The following is a 24836-nucleotide window of genomic DNA, read 5'->3' as shown; positions in this document are numbered from 1 at the left end:
TAAGAGATGATTACTTATTTTGCCTGCAAATATAACGTAAACCTTTATTTAGTTTTATTTAAAAACCTTAATTTAACATGAATATTTTGGTATAATAAATCATTAAATCACTTAGTGTTTAATAATGAGTATATTACCTTATCTAAAAAACGGCCTTCGTAAAATTCTGATTCTTTAAAATGAGCTTCTTTAATAAAGCCGCACTTTTGAAGTACCTTTTCAGATGCTAAGTTTTCGGGAGCGATTACAGCTTCGATTGAGTGTAATTTTAAATCATCAAAACCATACGTTATAAGGCGATTTACGGCTTCTGGGACAATTCCTTTTCCGTGAAATTCGGGCAATAACATATAGCCAATTTCTGCTCTGTAATTTTCAGGCTGCATTCTGTAATAACCAATAATACCAAGAAGTTTTGGATTGTCTTTTAAAGTAATTCCCCAATTGATTCCAACGTTTGTTACAATTTTATCTTCAATAACGGTTATATGTTCTAAGGCGTCTTCAGTATTTTTTGCTAAAGGCCTTGGGATATATTTCATGGTTTCTGGATTCGAACGCAATTCAAAAATTTCATTTACGTCATCATTTGTAATTCGTCTTAGAAGCAATCGCTCTGTTTCTATTACCGGAAATGGGTGAAAGTTAAATTCTAGCATTTTTTTAATTATAAGATTGTGATACTGAATTTTGAATGAAAAGTTTGATGCACATCCAAAATTATAATTCCTTCTTTTTTAAATAAATCTCCTGAATTATCTGCAGTGTCCGAATATCCAAACCAAGGTTCAATGCATACAAAAGGTGCTTGATCTTTAGTCCAAATGCCTAAACTAGGAAAATCTTCAAATTCAACTTTTACGTACGGTTTTGAATTTTCAAGAATGGTAAGAGAATTTGATTGTAAATTTTTAAAAACTAAAGCATCGTTTTCGAAAAGTTTATAGTTTAAAGGTACTAGATTTTCTTTTGCTGCTAAGATTTCTGTTTTATTCGAAATTAGATCATTTTCTAAAAGATTGTATCTTAAAATTTCTTCTTTTTCAAATTCAAAAGCATAATTTTCAAAGTTTTCAGGCAGTGCAATAGCAGGATGAGCCCCAATCGAAAAAGGTATTTGGGTTTCACCTTTATTAATAACTTTATATGCAATTTCTAACGAAGTTTCTTCAAGCGTATAAATCAACTGCAATTCAAAATTAAAAGGATATTTTTTTAGCGTTTCTTCATTAGATTTTAATGAAAATGACGCACTATTATCCGTTTTTGCAATCAATTCAAATTCCATATCACGAGCAAAACCATGACGTGATAATTGGTATTCTTTTTCATTAATGGTATAAGTATTATTTTTTAAAGTACCCACAATCGGAAAAAGAACAGGAGAATGCTTTCCCCAAAAATCAGGATTCCCCTCCCAGATAAATTCTTTGTCTTGGTTGTTCTTTAATGAAAACAATTCAGCTCCAGAATGTTTTATAGAGGCTTTAAGTTTTGAATTTGAGATGGTTGTGTTCAAAATATTGATATTGATATAAATTAATTTAATGTTGACGTAAATATATTTTATAAATTTTAGTTTTTGAAAGAAATGACTTAAATTATTTTTTCTATTAAAATTTTGATAAAAATAAATTTAAAGCTCATGTTTTCTCTGTAAATAGCTTTTTTTTTCATTAATTTGCTATATAAACAGCTAAAAAATATGAAAATTCAATCCTCAAAAGCCTTACTAACCATGGCTTTGTTTGTTGGGATTTCTTCTGTTTCGGCACAACAAACGCCAGCGACAACAGCAGTAAATCCAGTTAATAATTACAGTTATCATGATGCTTTTGCACCACATTTTTACACTAAAAACGGAACGTCAACTCGTTCTGCGAGCGGTCAGCCAGGCGTAGAATATTGGCAAAATAGAGCGGATTATCAATTAACCGCAAAGTTAAACGGAACCACAAATGAAATTATTGGCACTGATGAAATTACATACACCAATAACAGCCCAGATAAATTGTCATTTGTTTGGCTTAATTTAGATCAAAATTTATTCAAAGAAGATTCGAGAGGAAATGCCGTAGTGCCATTATCTGGCAGTCGTAATGGAGCGCAGGGTCAAGTTTTTGATGGCGGAAATAAAATAAAATCAGTAAAAGTAATTTCTATTGGAAAGAAAAAAGTTGAAGCTGAAGCAAAATATATCGTTACAGATACCAGAATGCAGATTTTTCTTCCTGAAGAACTGGCTTCAAAAGGCGGTGCTGTAAAAATTAAAATCGAATTCTCATTTATTGCTCCGTTTGAGGGATCTGATAGGATGGGAGTTTTAGAAACTAAAAACGGTAAGATATTTACAATCGCACAATGGTATCCGCGTATGTGTGTCTATGATGATATACGTGGTTGGAACACAGCTCCTTACTTAGGTGCGTCTGAGTTTTATTTAGAATATGGCGATTTTGATGTCAACATTACTGTTCCAGCAAATCATTATGTTGTGGGTTCTGGAGAATTATTAAATGGAGCAGAAGTTTTGCCTGCTGAGCAATTTAAACGTTATAAAGAAGCTTCTCAAAGCGATAAAACAGTTATGATTCGTTCTGCTGATGAAGTTGCTGCAACTGCAAATTCAAATGCAACATCTGAGAAAACTTGGCATTATCAAATAAAAAATGCCCGTGATTTTTCTTGGGCTTCATCTCCGGCTTTTATTTTAGATGGAGCAAAAATAAACTTGCCAAGTGGCAAAAAAGCTTTGGCTTTATCTGCTTACCCACTTGAAAGTGCTGGAAATGATGCTTACGGACGTTCTACAGAATACGTAAAATCATCAATCGAAAATTATTCTAAAAGATGGTTTGAATATCCTTATCCTGTTGCAACAAACGTAGCAGGAAATGAAGGTGGAATGGAATATCCAGGAATTGTTTTTTGCGGATGGAAATCTAAAGCAGATGATTTATGGGGAGTTACAGATCACGAATTCGGGCACATTTGGTTTCCAATGATTGTAGGTTCAAATGAGCGTTTATTTGCTTGGATGGATGAAGGTTTTAATACTTTTATCAACTCAGTAAGTTCATATGATTTTAATAAAGGAGAATACAAACAAGATCCAGAAGATTTGCATGAATTAGCAGATCGTTATACAAATCCAAAAACTGAGACAATAATGAGTTCTCCTGATAATATGAAGGAAGCTAATATTGGTCTTTTATGTTACTCTAAACCAAGTTCAGGATTAGTTATTTTAAGAGAACAAATTTTAGGAGAAGAGCGTTTTGATAAAGCTTTGCGTACTTATGTAGAGCGTTGGGCATATAAACACCCAACTCCAGATGATTTTTTCAGAACAATAGAAAATGTTGCTGGAGAAGATTTAAGCTGGTTCTGGAGAAGCTGGTTTGTAAATAATTGGAGATTTGATCAAGGAATAAATTCTATTAAATATGTAAAAAACGATCCAGCAAAAGGAGTTGTAATTGCAGTGGAGAATTTTGAAAAAATGCCAATGCCAGTTATTATAGATGTAAAAACAAAAAGTGGAAAAGTGTCTAGAGTTAAATTGCCTGTAGAAATTTGGCAGCGTAATAATGACTGGTCTTTTAAATATAATTCGACTGAAGAAATTGAAAGTATAACTCTTGATCCTGATCATGTTTTTCCGGATTATAATTTAACTAACAATGTTTGGACTGCTGCAAAAGGCAAGCTTGAAAAAGATATTATTTTAGACAGCTATATAGGAAATTATACTACTGCAAAAGCACCAATTACAATTGAGCTTACTGAGAAAAATAGTGTATTATATGCTGAATTGCCAAACTATCCAAAATTTGCTATTGAGCCGGTTGAAGGTGAAAAAGATACTTTTCAATCAAAAAGAGCAGGAGTTAAATTTAAATTTAATGAAGCTAAAACAGGCGTTGATTTGATCTTTTTAGGTAACGGACAAACGATTCCCTTTACAAAGAAATAAAAATATCAATTTCTAAAATATTTAAAACCCGATAGTTGTAAAAAACTATCGGGTTTTTATTTTAATTTGTTTTGAGTTTTCCAAGTTTAATATTTAAAGTTGACACTTGATCTTTTAAGGCTTTAAACTCTAAATAAAACTCAGAAACTAAAAACCTTAGCATCTTAATACCGCACAACCTTTGTGCTTTAAGAAATTAACAATACATTAAAAAAATGTTAGAATTTTAATTTTTTGTTTTGTGAATTAAAAAATAGTGTAATTTTGCAACCGATGAATAAAATAAGTTTACATATAACTTCTTTGTCACGGACAAACTCACCTGCTACTTCTCCCGAAGTACGGATGCTATCTCTATAGTATTCACAGAGTTTTTCGCCGCGTATTTATTTATATTCATTTTTCATTTTGAAATCACACCATTTGTCCATTGGACAAACATATCCTAAAAGTATATATTATTTTGTAAATTTTCTTAATCAAGTTTTTGATTTTGAGAATGTTACTTCTATTTTGTCTATTTTTATTGGATTGATTTCTAGATTTCAAACTAAACAATACGCTTTAATTTTTAACTCTAACTTCAACTATTGAAATGAAAATCTCTATTGTTGTTACTCAGGAAGAACACTTCAAATTCGCACAGGAAATTTGCGATACAATAGAATCATCTGCCTTGTTAAGAGGTACGGGGATTGCTAAAAGAACTCCTGAATACATTCAGAAAAAAATGTCGAACGGTGATGCGATGATTGCTCTGGCAGATGGAAAATTTGCAGGTTTTTGTTATATCGAAAGTTGGCAGCACGGTAAATTCGTAGCGCACTCAGGCTTAATCGTACATCCGGATTATAGAAGTTTAGGTCTCGCAAAAAAGATAAAATCAAAAGTTTTTGATTATTCTTTAAAGAGATATCCTGATGCTAAGATATTTGGAATAACAACAGGTTTGGCAGTAATGAAAATCAACTCTGATTTAGGATATAAACCAGTGCCTTTCTCTGAACTTACTACAGATCCAAGTTTTTGGTCAGGCTGTAAAACTTGTACAAACTATGAAATTCTAAAAAGCAAAGAAAACAAAATGTGTCTTTGCACCGGAATGCTATACGATCCTAAAGAAAAACAAAAAGATCCTCCAAGACATCCTTTTAATGAAGCTGTTTTGAAAAGATTAAAAAAAATTAAACAAGCTTTATTCTTAAATAAAATATTGTCTTTTGGTTTTTTATCTTAAGAATATAAAAAAAATGAAATCTCAAACTTGCTAAATACGAAAGTATTAGCCTAAATTATAAAAAATGAAAAAAGTTGTATTAGCTTATAGTGGAGGATTAGATACCTCGTATTGTTTGAAATATTTAAAAAATGAAAAAGGATACGAAGTTCATACCGTACTTGTAGATACAGGAGGATTTGATGCTGAAGAATTAGAAGCAATTGAAAAAAGAGCTTACGAGTTAGGAAGTGCACAGCACGCAAACCTTACAATCGTAGATAAATATTATGATAAAGCTATAAAATATTTGATTTTTGGAAACGTATTAAAAAACAATACTTATCCCTTATCAGTAAGCGCAGAACGTGTTTTTCAAGCAATTGAAGCTATTAAATACGCTAAAAAAGTTGGTGCAAGCGCTATAGCACACGGAAGTACAGGTGCAGGAAATGATCAAATTCGTTTTGATTTAATTTTCCAAACCATCGCTCCAGAAATCGAAATTATTACGCCAATTAGAGATTTAAAACTTTCAAGACAAGAAGAAGTTGATTATTTATCTAAAAATGGAGTTCATTATTCTTGGGAAAAAGCCCAATATTCTATTAATAAAGGACTTTGGGGAACAAGTGTTGGAGGTAAAGAAACATTAACTTCAAGCCAGCCATTGCCAAGTGACGCTTATCCTTCGCAATTACAAAAAGAAGGCGAAGAAAAAGTAAGATTACATTTTGAAAAAGGAGAATTAGTTGGTTTAAACGGTCAGTTTGATAAGCCTTCAAATAATATTGTGGCACTTGAAAAACTAGGAAATGCTTTTGCAATTGGAAGAGATATTCACGTAGGTGACACGATTATCGGAATTAAAGGAAGAGTTGGTTTTGAAGCTGCTGCGCCTTTAATCATTATCAAAGCGCACCATTTATTAGAAAAACATACTCTTGGTAAATGGCAGCAATACTGGAAAGAACAATTAGGAAACTGGTACGGAATGTTATTTCACGAAGGTCAGTTTTTAGATCCTGTTATGAGAAACATCGAAACGTTCCTACAAGACACGCAAAATACTGTAAATGGTATAGTTACCGTTTCTTTAAAACCATATCATTTTTCGCTTGACGGAATTGAATCCGATAATGATTTAATGAATACAGGTTTTGGTCAATATGGAGAAATGAACAATGCCTGGACATCTGACGATGCAAAAGGATTTATTAAGATTTTAGGAAATGCTCAAAATATATTTTCATCTGTAAATCATTTAGATCATGATTAATGTCGGAATAATTGGTGGTTCTGGCTACACAGCCGGAGAACTCATCAGAATATTAATGTATCATCCTAATGTAAACATCGATTTTGTTTACAGTACGACAAATGCAGGTAAACCACTTTCTGTGGCGCACCACGATTTGATGGGTGATATAGAAATGAATTTTACTGATGTAATAAATCCTGACATAAATGTGGTATTTTTATGTTTGGGACACGGAAAATCAATTTCGTTCTTACAGGAAAATAAATTCGCAAGCCATACAAAAATCATTGATTTAGGAAATGATTTCAGATTGAATAAAGATGCTCATTTCGAAGGAAAAGATTTTATTTATGGTTTGCCAGAATTAAACAAAGCTGAAATTAAAAAAGCAAATTATATTGCAAATCCAGGTTGTTTTGCTACAGCGATTCAGTTGGCTTTATTGCCTTTGGCTAAGAATAACGGATTGAATAATGATGTTCATATTAACGCAACAACTGGAAGTACGGGTGCAGGCGTAAGTCTTTCTGAAACTTCGCACTTTAGCTGGAGAAACAATAATATGTCGCATTACAAAGCTTTTGAACACCAGCATTTAGGAGAAATTTCAGAAAGTTTGGTGCAGCTGCAAGAAGATTTCGAAAGCGAATTACTTTTTATTCCGAATAGAGGAGATTTTCCAAGAGGGATTTTTGCAACACTATACACACTTTCAGATGATAGTTTGGAACAATTGGTTGCGAAATACGAAGATTTCTATAAAAATGAACCTTTCGTAACCGTAACCACAACAAACATCAACATGAAACAGGTGGTGCAAACGAATAAATGTATCATTAGTTTATTAAAAAAAGGAAACCGGGTTCTCATAACATCAATTATAGATAATTTAACCAAAGGTGCTTCAGGACAAGCGATTCAAAACATGAATTTAATGTTCGGACTTGAAGAAACCACCGGTTTACATTTGAAACCAAGCGGATTTTAAATTTAGTTTCAAGTTTAAAGTTTCAGGTTTCACGTTCTTTTCGTAACCTGAAATAGCTTAAAAGAAACATAAACTAGTATCAAGTTTAGAGTTCCAAGTGTCACTTTGTGTATAACTTGAAACCTTAAACCTGAAACAAAATAAACAAAACAAAAATGAACTTATTCAACGTTTACCCATTATATGACATAACTCCAGTAAAAGCTGTAGATTGTACAATTACAGACGACAAAGGAGTAGAATACTTAGATTTATACAGTGGACATGGTGTGATTTCTATCGGACACACACAGCCGGATTATGTGGCTAAATTGAAGAATCAATTAGACCATTTAGGATTTTATTCAAATGCAATTCAAAATCCTTTACAGGTTGAATTGGCTCAGAAACTAGGAAAACTTTCTGGTTTAGAAGATTACGAATTGTTTTTATGTAGTTCTGGAGCTGAAGCAAACGAAAATGCTTTAAAATTAGCTTCTTTCCATAACGGAAAATCAAGAGTTGTCGCTTTTGACAATTCTTTTCACGGAAGAACTTCTGCTGCTGTTGCGGTTACTGATAACAAAAAAATTGTTGCGCCAATAAATGCACAGCAAGTTGTTACTTTTCTACCGCTAAACCAAATCGAATTGGTCGAAGCAGAATTAGCGAAGGGAGATGTAACAGCTGTAATTATCGAAGGAATTCAAGGAGTTGGAGGTTTAGACCAAGGAACAACGGAATTTTTTCAGGCTTTAGAAAAAGCGTGTAAAAAATATGATGTCGTTTTGATTTTAGATGAAGTACAATCAGGATATGGAAGAAGCGGAAAATTCTTTGCTTTCCAACATCACGGAATCAGTGCTGATATTATTTCAGTTGCAAAAGGAATGGGGAATGGTTTTCCGGTTGGAGCCATTTTGATTTCTCCAAAATTTGAAGCAAGTTTCGGATTATTAGGAACTACTTTCGGCGGAAGCCATTTATCTTGTGCAGCAGGAATTGCCGTTTTGGATGTAATTGAAAAACTGGATTTACAAAAAAATGTAAACGAAGTTTATGAATATTTCTTAGAAAAAATCAAAGAAGTTGACGGCATCAAACAAGTAAAAGGAAAAGGCCTAATGCTTGGAGTAGAATTCGATTTTGATGTTGCGGCTTTGAGAAAAAAGCTAATCATGGAAAAACACATTTTTACAGGAAGCGCCAACAATAAAAATCTATTGAGAATTTTACCCCCGTTGACTGTGAAAAAAGCTGATATTGATACGTTTGTAAAAGCTTTAAAAGAAAGTTTAGAAGAATTAAAAAACTAATTCTCGTTACGTTAAACCTGACGGGTTTTTTAAAACCTGTCAGGTTTCGAAAGACAAAGTATAGTATCCTAACAGGTTTTTAAAACCTGTTAGGTATCAATAAAGTTTCGATAAAAAGAAACAGCCAAAAAACAACCAACCACTAGAAATTATGAATCCATTATCAATTGAAAAACGCAATCTGGTTTTACGCTCTATGGCAAAGCTGGTCGAGCAGGAGCGGAATGAGATTATCCTAACCAATCAGGAAGATCTTGCGGATTACGACGGTTCAGATTTAGCGATGGAAGAACGCTTGAAAGTCGATGATAAAAAAGTTGATGAGATGATTTTATCCCTAAATCAACTGGCATCTCAGGAAGACCCCGTTGGCGTTGAGCGTTTTCATTTTACGCATGATAATGGAATTAAAGTCATTAATAAAACAGCCGCTTTCGGAACGATTTTAATTATTTACGAATCACGTCCAGATGTTACAATCGAAGCTGGCGGAATTGCCTTTAAATCTGGAAATAAGATTTTATTAAAAGGTGGGAAGGAATCTTTAAAATCAAATTTAAAAATTGTAAGTCTTTGGCATAAAGCTTTAGAAGAAAATGGAGTTTCGAAAGACTGGGTTGAATATTTAAATTATAATCGTGCAGAAACTCAGGCTTTCTTAGAAAAACCAACTCAAAAAGTCGATTTAATTGTGCCAAGAGGGGGAGAAAAATTAATTGAGTTTGTAAAAGCACACGCGACTTGCCCAGTAATTGTTAGCGGACGCGGTAATAATTTTGTTTACGTTCATAAAGATGCAGATACTGATTTGGCTTTAAAAGTAATTTTGAATGCTAAAACCTCTAAAATCTCAGCTTGCAATGCAGTAGACAAAGTTTTAATTGATGCTAAATTGCCCAATTTTGAAGGTTTTACAGCTATTTTAATAGAAACATTAAAAGAATCAAATGTTGAAGTTATCGTTGACAAATCTCTGGAAAATTTTGAAGATACAGAAACACTTCAAAAAGAAGATATTTGGTACGAAGAGTTTTTAGATTATAAAATTGTAATCGGAACAATTGATTCTGAGGAACATGCTATTGATAAAATTAATAAATACTGCGGAGGACATTCAGCTGTAATTATTACCAGAGACGACCAAGCTGCAAAAGAATTTATGGATGCAGTAGATGCTGCTGCCGTTTATCAAAATGCCTCAACCCGTTTTACAGACGGAGGACAATTTGGTTTAGGCGGAGAATTAGCAATAAGCACTGATAAATTACATCAACGTGGGCCAATTGGTTTGCAGCATCTTGTAACAAACAAATGGTACGTTTACGGAGAAGGACAAATTAGATAATTATTAGACTTTCTTAGATTGTTAGACTTCTTAGAATTTTAGATTTTAGAATGATGACTAACGATTTTAGAATATTGGAATTTGGAATTTATTTGGACAAAGCTTTGCGAACTTAGCGTTTGTAAACACAAACAATATAAAAAAAACCTTGCGCCCTTTGCGTTAAAAATAACTTAGTGCCTTAGCGCCTTCGTGGCAAAAACAAAAGACATGGCAAAAAAACGGATTTTATTAAAAATAGGAAGTAATACTTTAACCAAAGAAACCAATCATATTTCGCGGGGAAAGATTGAAGACCTCGGAATACAGATTGCGGCTCTAAACGATGAGTACGAATTCATTATAGTGAGTTCTGGAGCAATTGCAGCGGCAAAGCAATTTGTAAAGCTGGATAATCAAGATAAAGATGTTTTCGTGAAGCAGGCTTTGGCCTCTATCGGACAACCTCATTTAATGCGGATTTACAATGAAAATTTTAAGGATTTAGGACTAAATACTTCGCAGTGTTTACTTTCTTATTCTGATTTCGAAAAAGAGCAGACCAAAAAGAACATTGTAAATACAATTAATGTATTAGTTAAAAACAATTACATTCCGATTATCAATGAAAACGATACTGTTGCCACAGATGAAATTCGGTTTGGGGATAACGATAAATTAGCAGCTTTAACGGCGGTTCTTTTAAATGTTGATATTCTGATCATTGCCACGAATACAAACGGAATTTACACTAAAGATTCAATTCACGATGAAAATCCAGAAACAATAAAATTGGTAAATGATTTAAAAACGTTGGAAAAAGAAATCGGCGAATCAAAATCATCACATGGAACAGGAGGAATGCAGTCAAAAATAGAAGCAGCCGCAATCGCAAAAGCGGCCAACATCGAAACCTGGATCGTAAACGGATTAAATGATAATTTTATATTGAAAGCATTAAAGGAAGAAATTTCTTTCACAAAAATTGTGTAGATTTATACGCGGATGACACGGATTCACTTCGTGAAAACGCGGATTTTTACGGATTTTTAAATGTTGAAATATGAATTTATTGCATCAGGAGTTAAGCGAAATCATTATTAAAACTTTTTATGAAGTGTATAATGAATTAGGATATGGTTTTTTAGAAAGAGTTTATCAAAATTCATTATACTTAGAACTAAAAAGTAAAGGATTAAAGGTCGAAGCTCAAAAGAAAATAGAAGTTTATTATAAAGGAATTGAAGTTAGACAATATTATGCCGACTTAATAGTAGAAGATTTAATTATTTTAGAATTAAAAGCAGCAGATTGCATAGTGAAAGAATTTGAAAATCAAATTTTGAATTATCTAAGAGGAACAAATTGCGAAGTAGGTTTGCTTTTAAATTTTGGTGCAAAACCAGAATTTAGGCGGAAAATTTTCGAAAACAATCGCAAAGTAAGAATAGAAAAATCCGTATAAATCAGTGTCTTCGCGATAGCGAATCAGTATAATCAGCGTCTAATTTAGACAACTAACAAAAATAAAAAAACAAATGAACTATATCTCAATAAAAGACATCAACTCATTATCAAAATGGGTAAAACAAGCGATTAAAATCAAAAAGAATCCGCTTAAAAATCAAAGTTTAGGAAAGAATAAAACCTTAGGAATGTTATTTTTCAATCCGAGTTTAAGAACGCGTTTGAGTACACAAAAAGCGGCTTTGAACTTAGGAATGAACGTAATGGTAATGAATTTTACCAACGAAGGATGGACATTAGAATTTGAAGATGGAGCAGTAATGAATTCGGGTGCTTCAGAACACATTAAAGAAGCAGCAGAAGTAGTTTCGCAATACTGTGATATTATCGCAATCCGTGCCTTTGCAGGTTTGGTTGATAAAGAAAAAGATTACCAAGAAACTGTAATCTCAGGATTTTTGAAATACGCTACAGTGCCAATTGTAAATATGGAAAGTGCTGTTCGTCACCCATTACAGTCTTTAGCAGATGCTATTACGATGGAAGAATTCAAAACAAAACACAAACCAAAAGTAGTTTTATCTTGGGCGCCGCATCCAAAAGCTTTACCTCAAGCCGTTGCTAATTCATTCGTAGAAATGATGCAAATGCAAAAAGATATGGATTTTGTAATCACACATCCAGAAGGTTACGAATTGAGTCCAGAAATTACAAAAGACTGCAAAATCGAATACGATCAAGATAAAGCTTTCGAAAATGCCGATTTCGTTTATGTAAAAAACTGGAGTAACTTCAACGATTACGGAAAAGTAACCAACAGCGATACGAACTGGACCGTTACAGCCGAAAAAATGGCTTTAACTAATAATGGAAAATTCATGCACTGCCTTCCTGTTCGTCGTAATGTAATTGTTAGCGATGAAGTTTTAGATGGAGAAAATTCAATCGTAATTGAACAAGCGAATAACAGAACGTATTCGGCACAATTAGTTTTACAGAAGATTCTTAAAAAAATATAATTTTTTTAAAGTTGCTAAGATTCTAAGCTACTAAGATGCTAAGAAACTTTGCGCACAAAAAAACTTAGTATCTTAGAATCTCAGAACCTTAGAATCTTATGAATGTATCAGTATTAAAAATAGGTGGAAACATCATCGACAACCCAGCAGAATTAGAACAATTCTTAACCGATTTTTCTAAAATCGAAGGCTACAAAGTATTAGTTCACGGCGGTGGAAAATCGGCTACGAAAATGGCACAGAGTATTGGTTTGGTTCCGCAAATGATTGACGGACGAAGAATTACAGATGCTCCAATGCTTGACGTTGTAGTAATGATTTATGCCGGGCAAATCAATAAACATATTGTAGCGCAATTGCAAGCCAAAGACAATAATGCAATTGGTTTTTCAGGAGCTGATGGGAATTTAATTCAGTCGGTAAAAAGAAACCATCCAACAATCGATTACGGATTTGTAGGCGATGTAAAACAAGTCAACACAAAATTATTGGCAACTTTATTAGAAGCTGGGGTTGTTCCTGTTTTCTGTGCCATTACACACGATAAAAACGGACAATTGCTAAACACAAATGCAGATACAATTGCAAGCGAATTATCAATTGCATTATCTGAAGTTTTTGATGTTACGCTGACATATTGTTTTGAAAAACAGGGCGTTTTGCAGGACTCAGAAGACGATTCATCTGTAATAACAGAAATCAACGAAACATTATACAATAAACTAAAAGAAGAAAAAGTAATACATTCTGGAATGATTCCGAAATTGGATAACTGTTTAAATAGTTTGTCAAGAGGTGTGCAGAAAATCAAAATTGGGCATCACAAAATGCTTCAAAACCCAGATGTTCTGCATACGACGATTACGTTATAAAATAGATATCACAGATTAAAGGATTAGCAGGATTAAAAAATCTGTGAAAATTCTTTTAATCTGTGGCAAAAAAATAGAATTGTGCGGAGCATTTTAAATATTAATTTTAGAAATTTGCGCCAATCAAAAATGTCACAGATTTAAATTAAAACTTTGTGACTTCTCGCCTTCGTGGCAAAGAAACCATAACTATGAAAAATATTGCAACGCTTACCCAGGAAGCAATTAGTTTATTAAAAAGTCTTATTGAAACCCCTTCATTTTCAAGTGAAGAAGATCAAACGGCACTTTTAATCGAAAATTGGTTCAATCAAAACGAGATTCCTTTCAAGAGGGAAAACAACAATGTGTGGGCTTTCAACAAATATTTCGACGAAAACAAACCAACACTTTTACTGAATTCACATCACGATACTGTAAGACCCAATCAGGCGTATACGAATGATCCGTTTAAAGCTATCGAAAAAGACGGAAAACTATTCGGATTAGGAAGCAATGATGCTGGAGGCTGTCTGGTGTCATTACTAGCGACTTTTATTCATTTTTACGAAAACCAAAATCTATCTCATAATATTGTTATTGTGGCTTCCGCCGAAGAAGAAAGTAGCGGAAAAAATGGATTAAATAGCGTTTTAAAACATTTGCCAGAATTAGATTGTGCGATTGTAGGAGAACCAACTTTAATGCAATTAGCCGTTGCCGAAAAAGGTTTATTGGTTTTGGATGTAAAAGTAAAAGGAACTGCAAGCCATGCAGCGCATCAAAACGATGATAATGCATTATACAAATCAATTCCGGTAATGGAATGGTTTAAAAACTATAAATTCGACAAAATCTCAGACGTTTTAGGTCCTGTTAAAATGACTGTAACGCAAATCAATGCAGGAAAACAGCATAATGTAGTGCCATCAGAATGCGATTTGGTTGTAGATATCCGTGTAACAGACCGCTATACAAATACAGAAATTTTAGAAGTAGTAAAAGCAAACGTAAATGCAGAAGTAACGCCAAGATCCATGCATTTAAATGCATCTTCTATTCCAGTTGCTCACGGTTTAGTTCAGGCTGGAATTGCTTTAGGAAGAACAACTTACGGATCTCCAACACTTTCAGATCAATCGGTTTTGAGCTGTCAGTCTTTAAAATTAGGACCAGGAGAAACATTGCGTTCGCATTCAGCAGACGAATTTATTTTTGTAAATGAAATTGAAGAAGGAGTTGATTTGTATGTCAAAATACTAACTGATTTCTTTAAATTATAATATTTTTTAGGAGCTAATCCCGCTATCCGTTCCAATCTTTTATTTTTTAAAGGAAAAAATAAAAGGATTTCCACTGCTATCGGGGCTAGGAGCCATTCATAATAAAGAAAATACAAAGATTAGGAAGATCTAAAAATCTAAGTAGTCTAAAAATCTAAAAATCTACCTATGAAACTTTGGGAAAAAGGAATACCAACAGATAAACAAATCGAACAATTTACCGTTGGGAACGACCGTGAACTGGATTTGGTTCTGGCAAAATACGACGCTTTAGGTTCAATTGCTCACGCTAAAATGCTCGGACAAATTGGTTTATTAACTGAACAAGAAACAACTTCTTTGGTTGATGCGTTAAACGAAATTATCGCTGATATTGTAGTGGGTAATTTCGAAATTGAAGACAGTTTCGAAGACGTACATTCTAAAATAGAATATTTATTAACGGCAAAACTGGGAGATGCCGGAAAAAAAATCCACACCGCACGTTCTCGTAACGATCAGGTTTTAGTAGATGTTCATTTGTATTTAAAAGACGAATTAAAAGCAATAAAAGAACAAGTTAAAACATTGTTTGACTTGTTAATGGAATCGGCAGAAAAGCATCAAAACGTTTTATTGCCAGGTTATACGCATTTACAAATCGCGATGCCATCATCATTCGGAATGTGGTTTTCTGCTTATGCAGAGAGTTTAATTGATGATATTACGATGCTGAATGCCGCTTCAAAAATCGTAGACCAGAATCCGTTAGGTTCTGCGGCAGGTTATGGAAGTTCATTTCCAATCAATAGAACCTTTACAACAAAAGAATTAGGATTTGAAACCTTAAAATACAATGCCGTTGCAGCACAAATGAGCCGTGGAAAAGCGGAGAAAACAGTTGCTTTTGCGATGACAAGTGTGGCTGGGACGTTATCAAAATTTGCGATGGACGTTTGTTTGTATATGAGCCAAAACTTTGATTTTATTGGTTTACCGGCACATCTTACAACTGGTTCAAGCATTATGCCCCACAAAAAGAATCCTGATGTTTTCGAATTAATCAGAGGAAAATGCAATAAGATTCAGGCGCTTCCATACGAAATCACTTTAATCACCAATAATCTGCCAAGCGGTTATCATAGAGATTTACAGCTTTTAAAAGAAGGTTTATTTCCAGCGATTCAGACTTTAAAATCTTGTTTGGATATTGCAATATTTTCTATAAAAGATATTACAGTTAAAGATCATATTTTAGAAGATAAAAAATACGATTATTTGTTTACTGTAGATACTTTAAACGAAATGGTTGTAGCAGGAATGCCGTTTAGAGATGCTTACAAAGCTGTTGCTGAGCAATTAGAAGCGGGAACATACAAGTCTCCAAAAGAAACAAAACATACTCATGAAGGAAGTATCAATAATTTATGTTTAGATGCGATTAAAGATAAAATGAGGGCAGCTTTTTGATATTGTGAAATGTAAAAAGTTGGATGTAAAAAGTAAAAAGGTCATTGATTTGTTTCAATGACCTTTTTTTATAGGAGAGATTTAATTTTTTACAACTTTAAAAGTTTTAATTCTATTCTCGATTTGAATTTTGCAGATGTAAGTTCCTTTGGCAAGATTTCCCACATTCAATTCTAATTTTTCATCAGAGGATATATTTTTTGAGTTTGTGTAAACTTTAGATCCATTTGCAGAAAAAATACTTATAATGGCAGTTCCATTTTCATGATTTGAAAATTGAATGTTTAATAGGCTGTCAATAACTGTTGGATAATATTTTAAATCTAAATCAAGACTCGATTTATCAGTTAGGCCTAAATTAGTACAGCTTGAAGAAATTTTTCCATCCGCAGCAGCTTGAAGTGTTGCACCCGCACCGCAAGACGTATTCGTTATATAACCCGCAACATCAGCAACAGGAATTGTGGTGTAAGCATAAGAAGGTTTTGCAACTGCATCACCATAATCTGCCGGAGCTTTAAGGCTGTTCACAAATGTAGCGCCTGCAACACCTCCGTCAGTGCTAATGTAGTTTTTAAATGCAGTGCCAATTTTGGCAAAATCTGTACCTTCCACGTAGCAGGTAGAATTTTTATCGCCTCCGCCTAAACCAATTGCCAGTGATCCTGATACAGAAGTATTATAGTAGCAATTAAGAATATGAAGTTCTGCGTTTCTAGCTCGAGGCATACGTTCTTTACATCCCTCTGCCCAATAGCAATTTTTAAAAGTAATGCTGTAATGACCATCTGCAGGATAATCCGTTTTGCTTGAACCAACAAGATCCGTAAATCTGTGATCGTCTGCACCGCCAGAACCTCCAGCTTTTGGAGCTTTTAAATAGGTAAATTTACACCATGAAATTGTGACATTGTCTGCAGTTCCTTTATTATCAAAATTTCCATCCATTCCGTCTTGAAATTCACAATGATCCACCCATAAATTTGTAGCTTCAGAGGTAAGATTATCATGACCGTCAACATCATAAGCTCCTGGACCTTCAAAAATTAAGTTTCGAATAATAATATTATTTGATCCCGCTTTTAAATTCAGAATTCCAGATCCTGCAGCAGTTTGATCGTTGTTTACCAATTTTGCTCCGGGCAATCCTATAATAGTTTTATCACTTACTAATAAACTCGTATACGTAAAATTAATCGTTCCAGAAACTAAAATGACCTGTGGAGTTGTCAGTTTAAGTTTTGCGGTTAAATCAGCCAAAGTAGAAACGCTTACTGGAGTTGCTGTTCCACCGCCAGTTGTATTCGAGCCAAAACCTTCTGGTGCTGACAAATAATAATTTTGTGCGGAAAGTGAGGATAAACTCATTAGGAAAATGAGTAAATAAAGATTGTTTTTCATTTAAGTGTATTTATTTGGTTTAATAAGTGGTTTTATTATTAAATGTAATCGATTACACGAATGTAAATAATAAATTTTGAACTGCTTTATTTTTGATAAAAATATTTGAGTTTTTGGATTTTTAAAAGATTAAATCTTACAATTTGTATAAAAAAATAAATAGAAATAATTTGATAAAACATTTCTGCAAACATAATTATTGTCTTTTTTTAATACAATTTTAAACCAGAAAACTCATGCTAAATACATATATTTGAAAATAGTTATTTAAACAAATAGTATGGTAAAATTTGAAACTGAAGCTGCTAAATCGCTTCTAGACAAAAATCTAATTACAGAAAATCAATTTAATGAGATTGTTGCTTATCGTGATCTGGATATTTTTTCCTTAAACGCAGAATTAAAATTCTTTCTATACTTATCTGTTTTGCTTTTCACGTCTGGTATTGGAGTATTAATATATCAGAATATAGATACCATTGGCCATATTGCCATTCTTTCGATATTACTTATCATTATTGTAGTGTGTTTTTATTATTGTTTCAAACATTCAAAAGGATTTCAAAAAACAGAAACTGCTTTTGAAAATCCAGTTATAGAATATTTGGTTTTAGCGGCTAATATTTTGACATGTATTTTTATAGGTTATCTTCAATTTCAATATAAACCTTTTGGTACACATTACGGATTAGCTACCTTAGTTCCAACAATAGTAAGTTTTATTTGTGCCTATTACTTCGACAATAAAAGTGTTTTAACGATTGCAATTACGGGTCTGGCTGCATATATCGGACTTTCTGTGACGCCTCAGGATTTATTAAATAATGATTTTTATGGCCATCAAAACTTAAGTTATTCTGCTGTCTTGCTGGGTGGTTTGCTTATTTTATGGACTATTTACAGCTTGCGAATAAATTTAAAAATTCATTTTAATCTCATCTATCTAACTTTTGCCCTGCATTTAATAAGCATAGCATCGATCAGTAATTTAGTTGACTATAATGAAGACGGCATTTGGTTTCTTTTTGCAATTGTATTAGCGGGTTCATCTTATTATTTTTATAAAATCAGTCATGAAATCAGAGCAATTTCCCTGTATGTTTTTATGATAATTTACGCCTATATAGGCTTAAATATCTTTTTGTTTAGAATTTTTGAATTTATTGATTTTTCAGATGTTTGGGCCTTGTTTGTTTTAATATTACCAGCTTATTTCATTGGCTCAATTATATTATTTATTAAACTGATTAAAAACTTCAATAAAGAAATCGCATAATGATAGTACACGATAAAAATTTATTAGATAATGAAGCTTTATTAGAAGAAGCAAACTCTTTGCAAAGCGGTGGATTTATAAGTAAGGAACAAAATAATTTAATCAAAAAAGAGTTACCCGCTTTTAGAAGTCAAAGTAATATTTTGGTACGATTTGGATTCTTTTTATTAGGATCATTTTTATATTCCTCTATTTGTGGTGCATTTTCATTAATTGGAATGGCCGGAGAAGATTTCTATTTTAAAATATGCTGTTATATTTTTGCCGCTGTTGGTTTTGGAGGTGCAGAGTTGTTGGCAAATCAAAATTATAGAAACCATGGGCTAGATGATGCTTTTATCCTTGGGGCTATTCTAAATTTAGGATTTGCTGTTGCTTTTACAACAGATGGTTACGAATTAGTAATTGCTGTTTTTGTTGCAGCTACCTCTTTTTTTATGTACAGAAGATACTTGCATATAATGGCCTTGGCGGTTTTTTGCTTAGCGTCTTCAGCAATTTTATTTTATGGTCTTTTTGAATTTGGCGCAATCGGAAAAACCATTTTGCCTTTTGTTACGATGCTATTTTCGGCTGTGTTTTATTTCTTTACTAAAAAAACAGTTCATAATTTGACTGAAACCTACTATTATAACGGTCTTTTGTTAGTGAACAGTTTTTGCTTAATTCTGTTTTATCTTTCTTGTAATTACTTAGTAGTCAGAGAGCTTTCTGTATTGTTGTTAGGAAACGAAATACTTCCAGGAACTGATATTCCTTTTGCTGTTTTCTTTTATGGCTTTACACTTATTGTGCCGATTGTTTATTTGGTTCAGGCTTTAAAAACAAAAGACAGAATCATGCTTTGGATAAGTTTTCTAGCCATAGGTTTTTCAATTTACACCATTCGTTTTTATTATTCAGTTTTGCCAATTGAAGTTGCGTTGACCCTTGGAGGAGCAATATTATTTGCAATAGCGTATTTTTCAATCAAAAAATTGAAAGAGAAAGATAGCGGTTTAACCTTTAGACCAGATAGAATCAATAATTCTAGCGCCTTTTTAAATGCCGAAGCTCTAATTGTAGCATCGACGTTTGGATTAAAACCAGAAGTAAAACCTCAAAGTTCTCCAATGGATTTTGGAGGTGGAGGATTTAGCGGAGGCGGTTCTGGAGGAAGTTTTTAGAAATGTGAAATGTGAAACGTAAAATGTAAAATGTGAAATGTGTGACTGTGAAGGAATACCTAGTTATTACTTCTCACATTTCACATTTCACATTTCACAACAAAAAAAATTATACTTTACTTTTTAATGCTTCAGCATCAATATCGCTGTGTGAAACGTTGTAAACAGCTTTTCCATTTTTAATTAAGATAAGTTGCGGTGATTCATGATAAACATTGAATCTATCAGCAATTTCATTTGAGATATCTCTATGTGCTATTAAATCTAGAAAATAAGCATCAACTACATTGTTCAAATCAAATTCTCTTTCAAATTGTTTTAGTGCCATACGGCTGATACTGCATCTTGTGCTGTGTTTAAATATAACAACTGGCTTTTCATTTGATATGGTTTCGATTTCCATTAATTGATGAATATCAGTTAATTCGGTCCAATTAACTTTGCTTTGTGGAGAATCTGTATTCTCTGAATTTCCGAAGATTGAATTAAAAAAACTCATATTTGACTTGTTTTATGACTTTTTGACATTAAGATATGATATAAATCATTTTTTAAGTGTCATTTTGTCTTTATTTTTACTATGGAATATAATTTGTCTATCCGAGTACAAAGTTAGCTTATTTGAAGCAAAAATTTTATCTCAATAAATTGTAACTTTAATCTTATTGAATAGCAAACAAATAAAAATCAATCAAATCAAATAAATATGAACATAAATAAATTTACTATTAAGTCGCAAGAAGCCATTCAGCTCTCACAGCAATTGGCGCAACGCAACGGACAGCAACAAATAGAAAACGAACACATTTTTAAAGCTATTTTTGAAGTAGATGAAAATGTAGCGCCTTTTATTTTGAAGAAACTCAATGTAAATGTGCCGTTGTTTTTACAAATATTAGACAGTACAATTCAGAGTTTTCCAAAAGTTTCTGGAGGCGATATTTTACTTTCCAGAGATGCAAATAAAGCACTGAATGAAGCTGAAATTATTGCTCAAAAAATGAATGACGAATACGTTTCGATCGAACATTTGATTCTGGCAATTTTCGATTCTAAAAGCAAAGTTTCTCAAATTCTGAAAGATCAAGGTGTAACCGGAAAGGGTCTTAAAGCAGCAATCGAAGAGCTTCGAAAAGGAGAAAGAGTAACATCTGCTTCTGCAGAAGAAACATATAACGCATTAAACAAATACGCTAAAAATTTAAACGAATTAGCGCGTACAGGAAAATTAGATCCAGTTATTGGACGTGATGAAGAAATTCGCCGTGTACTGCAGATTCTGACTAGAAGAACCAAAAATAACCCAATGTTGGTTGGGGAACCTGGAGTGGGTAAAACTGCAATTGCTGAAGGTTTAGCACACAGAATTGTTGATGGAGACGTTCCGGAAAATTTAAAAGATAAAATCGTTTTCTCATTAGATATGGGAGCTCTGATTGCTGGAGCAAAATTCAAAGGAGAATTTGAAGAACGCTTAAAATCAGTTGTTAAAGAAGTTACAGCTGCAGAAGGGGATATTGTTTTATTCATTGATGAGATTCACACGCTTGTAGGCGCGGGTGGAGGCGAAGGTGCAATGGACGCAGCTAATATTTTAAAGCCAGCTTTGGCTCGCGGTGAATTAAGAGCAATTGGAGCAACGACTTTAGATGAATATCAAAAATACTTTGAAAAGGATAAAGCTTTAGAAAGACGTTTTCAAAAGGTTTTGATTGATGAGCCAGATACGGAAAGTGCGATTTCAATATTGCGTGGAATTAAAGAAAAATACGAAACGCATCATAAAGTTCAAATTAAAGATGAAGCAATTATTGCCGCAGTCGAACTTTCGCAACGTTATATTACAAATCGTTTCTTACCAGATAAAGCGATCGATTTGATGGATGAAGCAGCTTCTAAACTTCGTATGGAAATCAATTCAAAACCAGAAGAGTTAGATGTTTTGGATCGTAAAATAATGCAGCTTGAAATTGAAATTGAAGCCATAAAACGCGAAAAAGAAGAAAGCAAGCTTAAAATCTTACGCATGGATTTGGCGAATTTAAAAGAAGAACGAAACGAAATCTATGCAAAATGGAAATCTGAAAAAGATGTTGTTGACGGAATTCAGGCTGTAAAATTAGAAATTGAAGATTTTAAATACGAAGCAGAACGTGCAGAACGTGATGGCGATTACGGAAAAGTAGCTGAAATTCGTTACGGAAAAATTAAAGAAGCGCAAGAACGTCTTGATGTTTTACAGAAACAATTACAAGAATATCAATCAGGTAATTCATTAATTAAAGAAGAAGTTACTCGTGAAGATATTGCCGAAGTAGTTGCAAAATGGACTGGAATTCCGGTTATGAAAATGCTTCAGACCGAGAGAGAAAAACTGCTGCATCTTGAAGATGAATTGCACAAACGTGTGGTAGGTCAGGAAGAAGCAATTGAAGCCGTTAGTGATGCTGTTCGAAGAAGCCGTGCAGGTTTGCAGGATATGAAAAAACCAGTTGGAACATTCTTATTCTTAGGAACAACCGGAGTTGGTAAAACAGAGCTGGCAAAAGCTTTAGCAGAATATCTTTTTGATGACGAAAATGCGATGACTAGAATTGATATGAGTGAGTACCAGGAACGCCACAGTGTGAGCCGTTTAGTTGGTGCACCTCCGGGATATGTTGGTTATGATGAAGGTGGTCAATTGACAGAAGCTGTTCGTAGAAAACCGTATTCTGTGATTTTGCTGGACGAGATCGAAAAAGCGCATCCAGACACTTTTAATATTTTATTGCAAGTATTAGACGAAGGCCGATTGACAGATAATAAAGGTCGTTTGGCTGATTTTAAAAATACAATTATAATTATGACTTCTAATATGGGAAGTCAGATTATACAAGAAAAGTTTGAAAATCTTAAAGGTGGAGTAGAAGCAGCAACAGAAGCCGCAAAAACTGAAGTTTTGGGATTATTAAAACAAACTGTCCGTCCGGAATTTATAAACCGTATCGACGAAATCGTAATGTTTACGCCATTAACAGTCGAAAATATTTCGAGAATTGTTGGCTTGCAACTAAAAAGTGTTACAAAAATGCTGGCACTGCAAGGTATTGCTATGGATGCAACACCAGAAGCTATTCAGTATTTGTCTGACAAAGGATATGATCCGCAGTTTGGTGCAAGGCCAGTAAAACGTGTGGTTCAAAGAGAAGTATTAAATCAATTGTCTAAAGAAATTTTGGCAGGAAACATTACTACAGACAGTATTATTTTATTAGATGCTTTCGACGGAAAATTGGTTTTTAGAAATCAAACACAGCCTGTCGTATAATTCTTAGGTTATTTTTTTGAGGAAAAAGCACCAGTCGTAAGGCTGGTGTTTTTTTTAATATACAAAATCCGTGAATCATGAAACTTTTTATAAAATTAATATAAAAAGATTTTCTTGCTAAATTCTGACCTTTACTTAAACAATTAAAAAATAATAACATAAAAAAAAATACTATGAACAACTTATTTAGAGGATTATTAGCAGGTTACGGTGCAAAAAAATTAGGAGGCGGATGCTTTGGAACTGTATTGGTTTTTATAATCATTTGGGTACTTTTAGGGCAATGCAGCCGTTAATTCTAAAGGATGAATTAAATAAAAAGTATTAAATTCGCACAAATAAAAAATATAATGGCATCAGGGTTTTTCGTACTATTAGATGATATTGCTGCAATCATGGATGATGTTGCAGTAATGAGCAAAGTTGCAGCAAAAAAAACAGCAGGTATTTTGGGTGATGATTTGGCAGTAAATGCCGAAAAAGCTTCAGGATTTGCTTCATCTAGAGAACTTCCGGTGCTTTGGGCAATTAGCAAAGGCTCGCTTCTTAATAAAATAATTATTTTGCCAATCGCTTTTCTTTTAAGTGCCTTTTTACCAATTGCAATAATAGTAATTCTGGTTTTAGGAGGCTTGTTTTTAGCTTATGAAGGTGCCGAAAAAATTTACGAATTTTTCTTCCCGCACAGTTACGAAGAATCAGAAGGAATAACAGAAGAAACTTTTACAGAAGAAGAAATTCTGGCAGCCGAGAAAGGAAAAATAAAATCAGCTATTTTAACCGATTTTATTTTATCTGTCGAAATTGTAATTATTGCTTTGGGAACCGTCATTGGCAAACCTATTTTACAGCAGATCGTGGTTGTATCAATTATTGCGGTAATTGCAACAGTTGGTGTTTATGGCATTGTTGCGCTTATTGTGCGAATGGATGAAGCAGGTTTTAAACTGATCCAGATTAGTAAAAAGGAAAATGGAGTACTGAAATTTATCGGAAATATTTTAGTTCAGGCACTTCCTAAGGTTATTAAGGCTTTAACTGTAATTGGTACGATCGCTTTAATTTTAGTAGCAGGAGGTTTATTCATCCATAATATTGAATTTTTCCACCATCTATTGCCGAATTTCCCATCCATAATAAGAGAATTTATAATCGGACTAGCATTAGGATTTATCGTTTTAGCGATTGTAAATCTTATTAAAAAAATCTTCAAAAAGAAAGAACCAGTACTATAATTCGATTTAGAAAACATAATTAAAAACACCAGTCATAAAGCTGGTGTTTTTTTTTTGAAGCAGAAATAAACGTTTCAATGCACGTTTTGTCCCGCCATACACTATATCTTTTTCTGTCTGGAGCAGCCAGAAAAAGGATACCGTTTCTGTCGGGGCTAGAATTGAAAGTTTAATTTTCATAAGAAATAACGGTAGTTGCGCAATTTTTTTTATTAAATAAATATTTGATCTTTAGCCGTTTAATGTTTTTGTAAAACTATTTAACATTTTGTCAAAGCAACCATTGCAATTATCTAACGTCTTCATAGTAATTAACAAT

General features: G+C 33.2%; 22 protein-coding genes. 17 read left to right on the top strand and 5 right to left on the bottom strand.

The window, feature by feature from the left end; genetic code table 11:
* Positions 1–107: 107 nt before the first annotated feature.
* Together IR010_RS02515 and IR010_RS02510 are read right to left on the bottom strand one after the other, a co-directional pair.
* Entirely contained in the window at positions 108–659 is a 552-nt protein-coding gene (locus IR010_RS02515; RefSeq protein ID WP_029269644.1) for a GNAT family N-acetyltransferase, read from the bottom strand.
* An 8-nt stretch (positions 660–667) separates the two neighbouring features.
* Positions 668–1519 carry an aldose 1-epimerase family protein gene (locus tag IR010_RS02510; protein WP_194601286.1) on the bottom strand — a complete coding sequence of 284 codons (852 nt, stop codon included), beginning with the start codon at positions 1517–1519 and terminating at the stop codon, positions 668–670.
* Positions 1520–1705: 186 nt separating this feature from the next.
* Here IR010_RS02510 and IR010_RS02505 point away from each other — a divergent pair, with 186 nt between their 5' ends.
* The 12 genes from IR010_RS02505 to argH all read left to right on the top strand — a co-directional run bounded on the left by IR010_RS02505 (position 1706) and on the right by argH (position 16129).
* Complete coding sequence (locus tag IR010_RS02505) at positions 1706–3976, top strand: M1 family metallopeptidase (RefSeq protein WP_194601283.1); 2271 nt, start codon at positions 1706–1708, stop codon at positions 3974–3976.
* A 595-nt stretch (positions 3977–4571) separates the two neighbouring features.
* The gene (locus IR010_RS02500) at positions 4572–5213 is read left to right on the top strand and encodes a GNAT family N-acetyltransferase (RefSeq protein ID WP_029269649.1); all 642 of its coding nucleotides are present in this window, start codon (positions 4572–4574) and stop codon (positions 5211–5213) included.
* 64 nt (positions 5214–5277) lie between these two features.
* Positions 5278–6471, top strand: a complete 1194-nt coding sequence (locus tag IR010_RS02495; RefSeq protein WP_194601280.1) for an argininosuccinate synthase — start codon at positions 5278–5280, stop codon at positions 6469–6471.
* Positions 6464–7441: an N-acetyl-gamma-glutamyl-phosphate reductase gene (gene argC, locus IR010_RS02490; RefSeq protein WP_194566601.1), complete on the top strand. Its 978-nt coding sequence runs from the start codon at positions 6464–6466 to the stop codon at positions 7439–7441. The genes IR010_RS02495 and argC overlap by 8 nt, the downstream gene beginning before the upstream one ends.
* A 155-nt stretch (positions 7442–7596) precedes the next feature.
* A complete protein-coding gene (locus IR010_RS02485) occupies positions 7597–8736 on the top strand; it encodes an aspartate aminotransferase family protein (protein ID WP_194601278.1) in 1140 nt (379 codons plus the stop codon).
* 151 nt (positions 8737–8887) lie between these two features.
* Positions 8888–10081, top strand: coding sequence for a glutamate-5-semialdehyde dehydrogenase (locus tag IR010_RS02480; RefSeq protein ID WP_194601276.1), 1194 nt, complete (start codon positions 8888–8890; stop codon positions 10079–10081).
* Between the two features lie 210 nt (positions 10082–10291).
* On the top strand, positions 10292–11053 hold the full coding sequence (proB, locus tag IR010_RS02475; RefSeq protein WP_194601274.1) for a glutamate 5-kinase: 762 nt from the start codon (positions 10292–10294) through the stop codon (positions 11051–11053).
* A 70-nt stretch (positions 11054–11123) separates the two neighbouring features.
* A complete protein-coding gene (locus tag IR010_RS02470) occupies positions 11124–11525 on the top strand; it encodes a GxxExxY protein (protein WP_194601272.1) in 402 nt (133 codons plus the stop codon).
* Between the two features lie 73 nt (positions 11526–11598).
* Positions 11599–12546, top strand: a complete 948-nt coding sequence (locus IR010_RS02465; RefSeq protein WP_194601270.1) for an N-acetylornithine carbamoyltransferase — start codon at positions 11599–11601, stop codon at positions 12544–12546.
* Between the two features lie 98 nt (positions 12547–12644).
* The gene (argB, locus tag IR010_RS02460) at positions 12645–13418 is read left to right on the top strand and encodes an acetylglutamate kinase (RefSeq protein ID WP_194601269.1); all 774 of its coding nucleotides are present in this window, start codon (positions 12645–12647) and stop codon (positions 13416–13418) included.
* A 191-nt stretch (positions 13419–13609) separates the two neighbouring features.
* Positions 13610–14680, top strand: coding sequence for a M20 family metallo-hydrolase (locus IR010_RS02455; protein ID WP_194602439.1), 1071 nt, complete (start codon positions 13610–13612; stop codon positions 14678–14680).
* 168 nt (positions 14681–14848) lie between these two features.
* Positions 14849–16129: an argininosuccinate lyase gene (gene argH, locus IR010_RS02450; RefSeq protein WP_194566586.1), complete on the top strand. Its 1281-nt coding sequence runs from the start codon at positions 14849–14851 to the stop codon at positions 16127–16129.
* An 81-nt stretch (positions 16130–16210) separates the two neighbouring features.
* Here the strand turns inward: argH and IR010_RS02445 are convergent, their stop codons facing one another.
* The gene (locus IR010_RS02445; RefSeq protein WP_194601267.1) at positions 16211–17530 is read right to left on the bottom strand and encodes a T9SS type A sorting domain-containing protein; all 1320 of its coding nucleotides are present in this window, start codon (positions 17528–17530) and stop codon (positions 16211–16213) included.
* Positions 17531–17810: 280 nt separating this feature from the next.
* Here IR010_RS02445 and IR010_RS02440 point away from each other — a divergent pair, with 280 nt between their 5' ends.
* Both IR010_RS02440 and IR010_RS02435 read left to right on the top strand, forming a co-directional pair.
* On the top strand, positions 17811–18806 hold the full coding sequence (locus tag IR010_RS02440) for a DUF2157 domain-containing protein (RefSeq protein WP_194601264.1): 996 nt from the start codon (positions 17811–17813) through the stop codon (positions 18804–18806).
* On the top strand, positions 18806–19972 hold the full coding sequence (locus IR010_RS02435) for a hypothetical protein (RefSeq protein ID WP_194601262.1): 1167 nt from the start codon (positions 18806–18808) through the stop codon (positions 19970–19972). Before IR010_RS02440 ends, IR010_RS02435 begins: the two co-directional genes overlap by 1 nt.
* 109 nt (positions 19973–20081) lie before the next feature.
* Here the strand turns inward: IR010_RS02435 and ytxJ are convergent, their stop codons facing one another.
* Positions 20082–20471: a bacillithiol system redox-active protein YtxJ gene (gene ytxJ, locus IR010_RS02430; protein WP_029269675.1), complete on the bottom strand. Its 390-nt coding sequence runs from the start codon at positions 20469–20471 to the stop codon at positions 20082–20084.
* Positions 20472–20678: 207 nt separating this feature from the next.
* Between ytxJ and clpB the strand changes: the two genes are divergently transcribed.
* The 3 genes from clpB (at position 20679) to IR010_RS02420 (ending at position 24517) form a co-directional block, all read left to right on the top strand.
* Positions 20679–23282, top strand: coding sequence for an ATP-dependent chaperone ClpB (gene clpB / locus IR010_RS02425; protein ID WP_029269677.1), 2604 nt, complete (start codon positions 20679–20681; stop codon positions 23280–23282).
* A gap of 173 nt (positions 23283–23455) precedes the next feature.
* The gene (locus IR010_RS20190; protein WP_255526291.1) at positions 23456–23578 is read left to right on the top strand and encodes a hypothetical protein; all 123 of its coding nucleotides are present in this window, start codon (positions 23456–23458) and stop codon (positions 23576–23578) included.
* Positions 23579–23632: 54 nt separating this feature from the next.
* Positions 23633–24517 carry a DUF808 domain-containing protein gene (locus IR010_RS02420; protein ID WP_194566575.1) on the top strand — a complete coding sequence of 295 codons (885 nt, stop codon included), beginning with the start codon at positions 23633–23635 and terminating at the stop codon, positions 24515–24517.
* A 6-nt stretch (positions 24518–24523) separates the two neighbouring features.
* Here IR010_RS02420 and IR010_RS02415 read toward each other — a convergent pair whose 3' ends face one another.
* Complete coding sequence (locus IR010_RS02415) at positions 24524–24697, bottom strand: hypothetical protein (RefSeq protein WP_194601260.1); 174 nt, start codon at positions 24695–24697, stop codon at positions 24524–24526.
* Positions 24698–24836: the final 139 nt, after the last annotated feature.

The organism is Flavobacterium sp. MR2016-29 (assembly GCF_015350695.1).
Lineage (GTDB): Bacteria > Bacteroidota > Bacteroidia > Flavobacteriales > Flavobacteriaceae > Flavobacterium.
Note: the sequence above shows the minus strand (reverse complement) of the source record. Positions and strands in the feature narration are given on the sequence as shown.

Coding starts and splice junctions, on each gene's coding strand:
- IR010_RS02445 (WP_194601267.1), bottom strand. CDS start 17,530: ATGAAAAACAATCTTTATTTACTCATTTTCCTAATGAGTTTATCCTCA.
- IR010_RS02495 (WP_194601280.1), top strand. CDS start 5,278: ATGAAAAAAGTTGTATTAGCTTATAGTGGAGGATTAGATACCTCGTAT.
- IR010_RS02505 (WP_194601283.1), top strand. CDS start 1,706: ATGAAAATTCAATCCTCAAAAGCCTTACTAACCATGGCTTTGTTTGTT.
- IR010_RS02455 (WP_194602439.1), top strand. CDS start 13,610: ATGAAAAATATTGCAACGCTTACCCAGGAAGCAATTAGTTTATTAAAA.
- IR010_RS02500 (WP_029269649.1), top strand. CDS start 4,572: ATGAAAATCTCTATTGTTGTTACTCAGGAAGAACACTTCAAATTCGCA.
- IR010_RS20190 (WP_255526291.1), top strand. CDS start 23,456: ATGAACAACTTATTTAGAGGATTATTAGCAGGTTACGGTGCAAAAAAA.
- IR010_RS02420 (WP_194566575.1), top strand. CDS start 23,633: ATGGCATCAGGGTTTTTCGTACTATTAGATGATATTGCTGCAATCATG.
- IR010_RS02440 (WP_194601264.1), top strand. CDS start 17,811: ATGGTAAAATTTGAAACTGAAGCTGCTAAATCGCTTCTAGACAAAAAT.
- IR010_RS02415 (WP_194601260.1), bottom strand. CDS start 24,697: ATGAAAATTAAACTTTCAATTCTAGCCCCGACAGAAACGGTATCCTTT.
- proB (WP_194601274.1), top strand. CDS start 10,292: ATGGCAAAAAAACGGATTTTATTAAAAATAGGAAGTAATACTTTAACC.
- IR010_RS02435 (WP_194601262.1), top strand. CDS start 18,806: ATGATAGTACACGATAAAAATTTATTAGATAATGAAGCTTTATTAGAA.
- IR010_RS02515 (WP_029269644.1), bottom strand. CDS start 659: ATGCTAGAATTTAACTTTCACCCATTTCCGGTAATAGAAACAGAGCGA.
- argB (WP_194601269.1), top strand. CDS start 12,645: ATGAATGTATCAGTATTAAAAATAGGTGGAAACATCATCGACAACCCA.
- clpB (WP_029269677.1), top strand. CDS start 20,679: ATGAACATAAATAAATTTACTATTAAGTCGCAAGAAGCCATTCAGCTC.
- IR010_RS02485 (WP_194601278.1), top strand. CDS start 7,597: ATGAACTTATTCAACGTTTACCCATTATATGACATAACTCCAGTAAAA.
- IR010_RS02465 (WP_194601270.1), top strand. CDS start 11,599: ATGAACTATATCTCAATAAAAGACATCAACTCATTATCAAAATGGGTA.
- ytxJ (WP_029269675.1), bottom strand. CDS start 20,471: ATGAGTTTTTTTAATTCAATCTTCGGAAATTCAGAGAATACAGATTCT.
- argC (WP_194566601.1), top strand. CDS start 6,464: ATGATTAATGTCGGAATAATTGGTGGTTCTGGCTACACAGCCGGAGAA.
- IR010_RS02470 (WP_194601272.1), top strand. CDS start 11,124: ATGAATTTATTGCATCAGGAGTTAAGCGAAATCATTATTAAAACTTTT.
- IR010_RS02480 (WP_194601276.1), top strand. CDS start 8,888: ATGAATCCATTATCAATTGAAAAACGCAATCTGGTTTTACGCTCTATG.
- argH (WP_194566586.1), top strand. CDS start 14,849: ATGAAACTTTGGGAAAAAGGAATACCAACAGATAAACAAATCGAACAA.